Source organism: Micromonospora sp. LOL_023, from assembly GCF_048060115.1.
Lineage (GTDB): Bacteria > Actinomycetota > Actinomycetes > Mycobacteriales > Micromonosporaceae > Micromonospora_E.
The window spans coordinates 1-5,299 of sequence record NZ_JBHMIM010000123.1; the positions used below are offsets into that span (position 1 = coordinate 1).

Consider the following 5,299-nt stretch of genomic DNA (forward strand, 5'->3'; position numbering starts at 1 on the left):
CCCGCTTCTGCAGCGCGCGCTTGCCATTACAGAGTCCGCCCTCGGACCCAGCCATCCCGACACTGCCATTCATCTCGGAAACCTGGCAGCCGCCTACCGCGGTAGTGGCCGGGCGGCCGAGGCAATCCCGCTTCTGCAGCGCGCGCTTGCCATTACAGAGTCCGCCCTCGGACCCAGCCATCCCGACACTGCCATTCGCCTTGGAAACCTGGCAGCCACCTACCACGATGTTGGCAACGCGCAAGAGGCAACTACGCTTCTTCGCCGCGCCGTCACTATCGCGGAAGCAGCCTTGGGTCCTGATCATGCGCTTGCACGCGAGCTGGATAAAGAAAGATTGCTTTCGGAAGCCGGGCACCCCGGGGACAACCGTGCCTGATTTCGATGAAACGCGCGACATGATCTACGGGATCATTAAAAAGCAGCTAGACATTATTGAGCTTATCTCGTCCGCCGGACTGGCCAACCAGAAAGCCGGGCAAGACTTGACTCAAATCGGTAGACACCTTACCGCAATCTACAATATCAGCAGTGAGCAAGTCACCATTTCGAACCATAATGACCATCACGAGGAGACGAAAGTGACCGGGGACTCATTTAGCAACATCGGCGCCGGAGCGATTATCGTCAACCGGAGCCTACTTTCGCAATCCCTCAACAGGCTCGGATCGGACGGTCGAGATGAAATATCGACCGCCTTGCTGAAGGTTGCCGATCTTATTGAGAAATCGGGCAACGTTGAAGCCAGTGAGAGTTTCAATGCGATGACGGAAGAACTTAATCAAAGCGTGCCTCGCAAAGCCGTTTTGAAGGCACTTTGGGCAGGAGTAGTTGGCGCACTGCCGACCATCTCCGACATGGCTGACATAACAGACAAAATTTATAGTCTATTCAACTGATCCTCGACGAGAGAAAACCGGGTGAGCGACGCCTGGGTGAAGTACCAGTTGCGGCGTCCGGATCTGCCGCGTAGCGCTCGTCCCCGAAGGTGACGTCGGTGCCGGTCGCCGGCGTCCGGACGTGCCGATGTGCGGTCACTCCGGAAGTGTTCGCCGCGATCGGATGGAGTCATGACTGTTGAACGGTGCCGGAGATGAGTGAGGCCTTGATCGGCTCTGCCGGTGCCCTCACCGGGAAGAGTCCGCAGCGCCGGCCCGAGTCCGGACTCGAAGCCGATCAAGGCCGACGGTGAGGAGAAGCAGCGGTACGGCGAGGTAGGCCACGAGACCCGCGGCGCGCTTCGCTACGGTGGCGGCCCCTCCGAGGTGTGCGGGCAGGTCCCCGACGGCGGGCCACGTCGACAGAATACTCCAGACAGCTGCGTTCTCGCCGTAGTCGAGCACGGTCATCGCGACCGCGGGAATCAGCAGGAGACGCCACCTCCGGCCCGGCAAGCGCCGGATCAACAGGGATGACACGAGCAGCAGGGCCAGGCCGCAGAGCAGCGGGTACACGAGGTCGAGCAATTCCAGCCGGAGATAGGCCGCCCGTCCCTCGGTACCGCAGGCCGCGACCAGATCGCGTGCATCCGCGGCGGTCCAGTGGCTGCGTACGTCCAGGGCGCTCCGCCCGTGGCAGGCCCGGGAGACCGCGCCGGTCAGGCCGGGCCAGCCGAACATGGCCAGTGCGCTGATCCCGTAGAGAACCCAGATAGCTACGACCACCCGGCCACGGCTCATCACGCGCCACGCCTTCACCACAACCTCCGATGCTACGATCTCGCAATACTTGCCCCTGGGGAGAGATAGTGCGAGATCGCAGCAGTTCTGTCAAGGGTGACGATCCGTCGAACGTGCTCTTCGACACCTGGCTCACGGCCCGCGCCGCCATCGCACTGCTGGACACCGCGCTGGCCGGCACCGGTCTGGACGCCGAGGACTTCGCCGTCTACTCCGTACTGCGCCAGGCCGGCGAGATCAGCCCGAGCGAACTCGCCCGGTGGATCTCCGCCCCGGCAACGACGGTTTCCAGCCACGTCAAGCGACTGGTCGCGCGCGGGCACGTCCGGCAGGTCCCACACCCAGAGGACCGTCGGTCGTACCGCATCACGCTCACCGACGCAGGCCAGCACGCTCACACCACGGCAGGCCGGCACTTCCTGTCCGCCCTGGCCACTGTCGAGGGCGCCCTCCCCCGGCCCGCCAGCGACGTACAACAGGCACTCCGGGACCTGCACGCCGCGATCGGCACGGCCGCCCAGCAGGCATGATCGCCCACGGAGAGCGGGTCAACAAGGCACCCGGATCTGCCGCGTTGCAGGCCGGCGGCGGATGAGGTCGTCGCCCTCGGGTTCCAGTCGGTCATCGGAGTCTGGAACATCCCGACATAACCATGTGCCGGCATCAGGGGCGTGCACCGTTCAGGTAGACGGCTCGGGCACGTCATGGCCCTTGAGCCAGAGTCGCCACGGCTCACCCAGATCGCGGGATTCTACGTCGAAGATCGGGTGCCAACGCCCGTCAGGCGAATACCAGCCGAGGGTGTAAAACCCGTCCTCACCCGACTCGATCGAGATCTCGGCGACGCCAGTGACCCGGCCAGCAGTACGGTCCGCCCGGTTGAGGTCGTGCACCCGCAGCATGGCGTCGCGCGGCTCCCCTGGATAGCTCTCCGTGTGCCACACACCGTCAGCGTCGACGTGGCCGACCTCGACTCCATCGTTCCACCGGTAGACGTACATTCTTCCTCCGCACCATCAATTCGGGCGAGGTTTACAGTAGCCGGCGCCCTCATCTGCCGCCGATCGGTCGAATGAGTAGTAGCGGCTGTCGTCGTCAGCAGCAGCAGCCACCGACAGCTCGGGTGATCGCCTCGTCAGTGGCCCCTTCCGACGGAGTTCTACTGACGGTGTCCTACTCACCGAGCCACGCCAGGGACGTCGCCGGCCCTTCGTCCACGGACCCGCTACGGACCTGCCACAGGAAGCTCCACCGCGCTCATCCGTGACCAGGAACAGGCCGGCAGGATCATGCCGCGATCCGCATGCTGACCGGGATCATCGTGCGTCGAGGCTGCCCGGGCGTATGGAGCCGGACAGGAGGACAAGGTTCAGCAGATGATGGCGGCGGGCGTTGGGTTCGCAGCTCGCGTCGTAGCCGGCGGCGAGTAGTCTGGCTGTTGCTGAAAGCTGCGACTGCAGGTTCACCTGCCAGTTCGTCGAGAGCCGTGTCGCCGGCCGCTACCCGCAGGCCCAGAACTGCGGGAACGGACCGGCTGATCAGCCGGTCCGTCGACGGCACCGGGGCTGGAGAACGACACCGAAGGCGCCGCAGGACGGCAGGACTCCGGTGGCGGCCATTGCGACGCCGCGATCTGGGCCCCGGTGACCGGCAGGGTGGGCGAGATCTGGTCGAGCAAGCGCTGCGCCAGGGCGGCGTCGATCTCGAGGTCTGCGCTGATGCGAACATCAGCCGCGGTCGCCAGGTCCACGACGTCGTCGCTGGTGAACGCATCAGCTCCGAGAGTACTCAGCCGTCGCGCGAACTCCTGGACATTGATCATTTGCAGCCTCATCGTCAGATTGTTGATTATCCACCGTAACCCCCGCCTAGGTCGGCGGATCCTGCGCCCGCCGTGCGGGCCACCGCGGCCGACAGTCGGCACCGGCAACCGCGACCGCTGCGCGGCAGTCCGCAACTCTTCGGTGAGCTAATCGCGCGCGGGCCGGCAGGGCTGTCACGCTCTGTGCTACCCATGCTGCTCCGCGATGCCCGGAAATGCCGCGATCCGAGCGTCACGATGCGTCATGACGATCGGTGCGCTGTCGTGCCGATGAGCGGATGTTGAACCGCATCAAGTCCTCGTGGCCTGAGAGGTGAGCCAACCGTGCAACCTCGTGGCTAATTGTACGGGCTGGTCAAGCTGGACCAGGTGACCCGCCCCATCGATCAGCTCGAGTTGAGCGCCCGGGATGAGTTCTGCCAGTTGGTGAGCACGGTCGACAGGGATCCATGTGTCGTTATTGCCCCACACCACCAGAACGGGCAAGTCCAGACGCGGGTAGAGGCCCTGAATCTCGTCCGTATGGATCTGGTCCGCCTGGGCGATCTGCCGGTAGAACGCGGCTTGTCCGTCGGTATCCAGCCAGGGAGAAACGAGGGCCTGCATCTGGCTAGGCGTCAGGCCCACGTGACTGGCTCCTGCGATGTAGGCCCGGAGCGCTCCTTCGTGGACGGCCCTTGGCAGCGCGCTGAAAGCTTCGGTGTTGTCGCGCACAAGCCGGAAGAAGTCCGACCCCCAGGGAGCCAGCGCCACCACGTCGACGAGCGCCAACGACGCGAACGAACAGCCATGCAAGAGAAGAGCCCTCAACGCGACGGCACCGCCGTAGTCGTGAGCTACGACATGTGGGGACTGCAGCTCCCAATGCGAGACGAGGTCAGCCAGTAACTCACCCTGGACGTCCAGAGACACCCGGTGATCCGGCGACTTTGAGGACTGCCCGTAGCCGGGCATATCCCACAGGTGAACTGTGAACTGGGCACTGAGAGCCTCGGCGTAGGGGCCCCACAACTGCGAGGACCACGGTGTCCCATGGCAGAACACGACGTCGGGCCCAGAGCCCGTCCGACGCCATCGGACCTCACGTCCGCGCCACTCGAACTCTTCCGTTAGATGCACCCGGCCAACATTGCCAGACGGTCGCTCTTCCCCGAACATCCGCACACGCCGCGAGTCGTGCGTCACGGAGCATATCCAGACGCCGCCGGGGAGGCATCCGCACGTGCCGATCAACACACCGATCACCCAGAGTCACCAGCCCACAGTCAGGTTCCGATAGAGCCGCATGCCCCGGTGCGCGGGGTGTTTGGGGGGCACGGCCGGGCGGCGCAGGATCTGGCAGGCTCCTGGTTGTGCGCCGGATGGACAGCCGTGACGTCGACCAAGCCGTGGCCGAGATGGTCCGGGTGCTGACACCGCACGAGTCGGCGGACTGGGGACGCCCAGCCGGCGCGCTCGACTGGAGCTGTTGGGAAACAGCCGCCCATGTCGCGCATGACCTTCTCGCGTACGCCGGGCAACTCGCCGCCCGGCCCGACTCCGCGTACCTCCCGTTCGACCTGGTGGTACGCGACGACGCCTCTCCCCGCGATCTGCTGCGGACAGTCACCGGCGCAGGACGCTTGTTGAGCACCATGCTGACCGCGTCCGACCCGTCGGTACGGGCCTGGCACTGGGGACCGACCGACCCGAGCGGCTTCGCGGCACTGGGCGTGAACGAGACGCTGGTTGGGCCTGACCCGGTTTGACGGACATCCCAGCTCAGAGGGGCTGTGTGCTCCTCGGGAGGATGTTCATC

General features: G+C 65.0%; 8 protein-coding genes. 5 read left to right on the top strand and 3 right to left on the bottom strand.

Annotated features, from left to right (window positions below):
- Window positions 1-379 (top strand): tetratricopeptide repeat protein (locus tag ACFHVL_RS30680; protein WP_416632090.1); only part of this gene is annotated, 379 nt, incomplete at its 5' end.
- The gene (locus tag ACFHVL_RS30685) at window positions 372-899 is read left to right on the top strand and encodes a hypothetical protein (protein ID WP_416569473.1); all 528 of its coding nucleotides are present in this window, start codon (window positions 372-374) and stop codon (window positions 897-899) included. The genes ACFHVL_RS30680 and ACFHVL_RS30685, both read left to right, overlap by 8 nt.
- A 228-nt stretch (window positions 900-1,127) precedes the next feature.
- Here ACFHVL_RS30685 and ACFHVL_RS30690 read toward each other — a convergent pair whose 3' ends face one another.
- Complete coding sequence (locus ACFHVL_RS30690) at window positions 1,128-1,700, bottom strand: hypothetical protein (RefSeq protein ID WP_416632092.1); 573 nt, start codon at window positions 1,698-1,700, stop codon at window positions 1,128-1,130.
- 47 nt (window positions 1,701-1,747) lie between these two features.
- Here ACFHVL_RS30690 and ACFHVL_RS30695 point away from each other — a divergent pair, with 47 nt between their 5' ends.
- Window positions 1,748-2,209: a MarR family winged helix-turn-helix transcriptional regulator gene (locus ACFHVL_RS30695; protein WP_416632093.1), complete on the top strand. Its 462-nt coding sequence runs from the start codon at window positions 1,748-1,750 to the stop codon at window positions 2,207-2,209.
- A gap of 150 nt (window positions 2,210-2,359) precedes the next feature.
- On the opposite strand, the gene ACFHVL_RS30700 is transcribed toward ACFHVL_RS30695, so the two are convergent.
- On the bottom strand, window positions 2,360-2,680 hold the full coding sequence (locus ACFHVL_RS30700) for a hypothetical protein (RefSeq protein ID WP_416632094.1): 321 nt from the start codon (window positions 2,678-2,680) through the stop codon (window positions 2,360-2,362).
- A gap of 617 nt (window positions 2,681-3,297) precedes the next feature.
- On the opposite strand from ACFHVL_RS30700, the gene ACFHVL_RS30705 reads away from it, so the two are divergent.
- Complete coding sequence (locus ACFHVL_RS30705; protein WP_416632095.1) at window positions 3,298-3,540, top strand: hypothetical protein; 243 nt, start codon at window positions 3,298-3,300, stop codon at window positions 3,538-3,540.
- A gap of 252 nt (window positions 3,541-3,792) precedes the next feature.
- Here ACFHVL_RS30705 and ACFHVL_RS30710 read toward each other — a convergent pair whose 3' ends face one another.
- On the bottom strand, window positions 3,793-4,545 hold the full coding sequence (locus ACFHVL_RS30710) for an alpha/beta fold hydrolase (RefSeq protein WP_416632098.1): 753 nt from the start codon (window positions 4,543-4,545) through the stop codon (window positions 3,793-3,795).
- Window positions 4,546-4,862: 317 nt separating this feature from the next.
- On the opposite strand from ACFHVL_RS30710, the gene ACFHVL_RS30715 reads away from it, so the two are divergent.
- On the top strand, window positions 4,863-5,249 hold the full coding sequence (locus ACFHVL_RS30715) for a maleylpyruvate isomerase N-terminal domain-containing protein (protein ID WP_416632096.1): 387 nt from the start codon (window positions 4,863-4,865) through the stop codon (window positions 5,247-5,249).
- Window positions 5,250-5,299 lie beyond the last annotated feature (50 nt).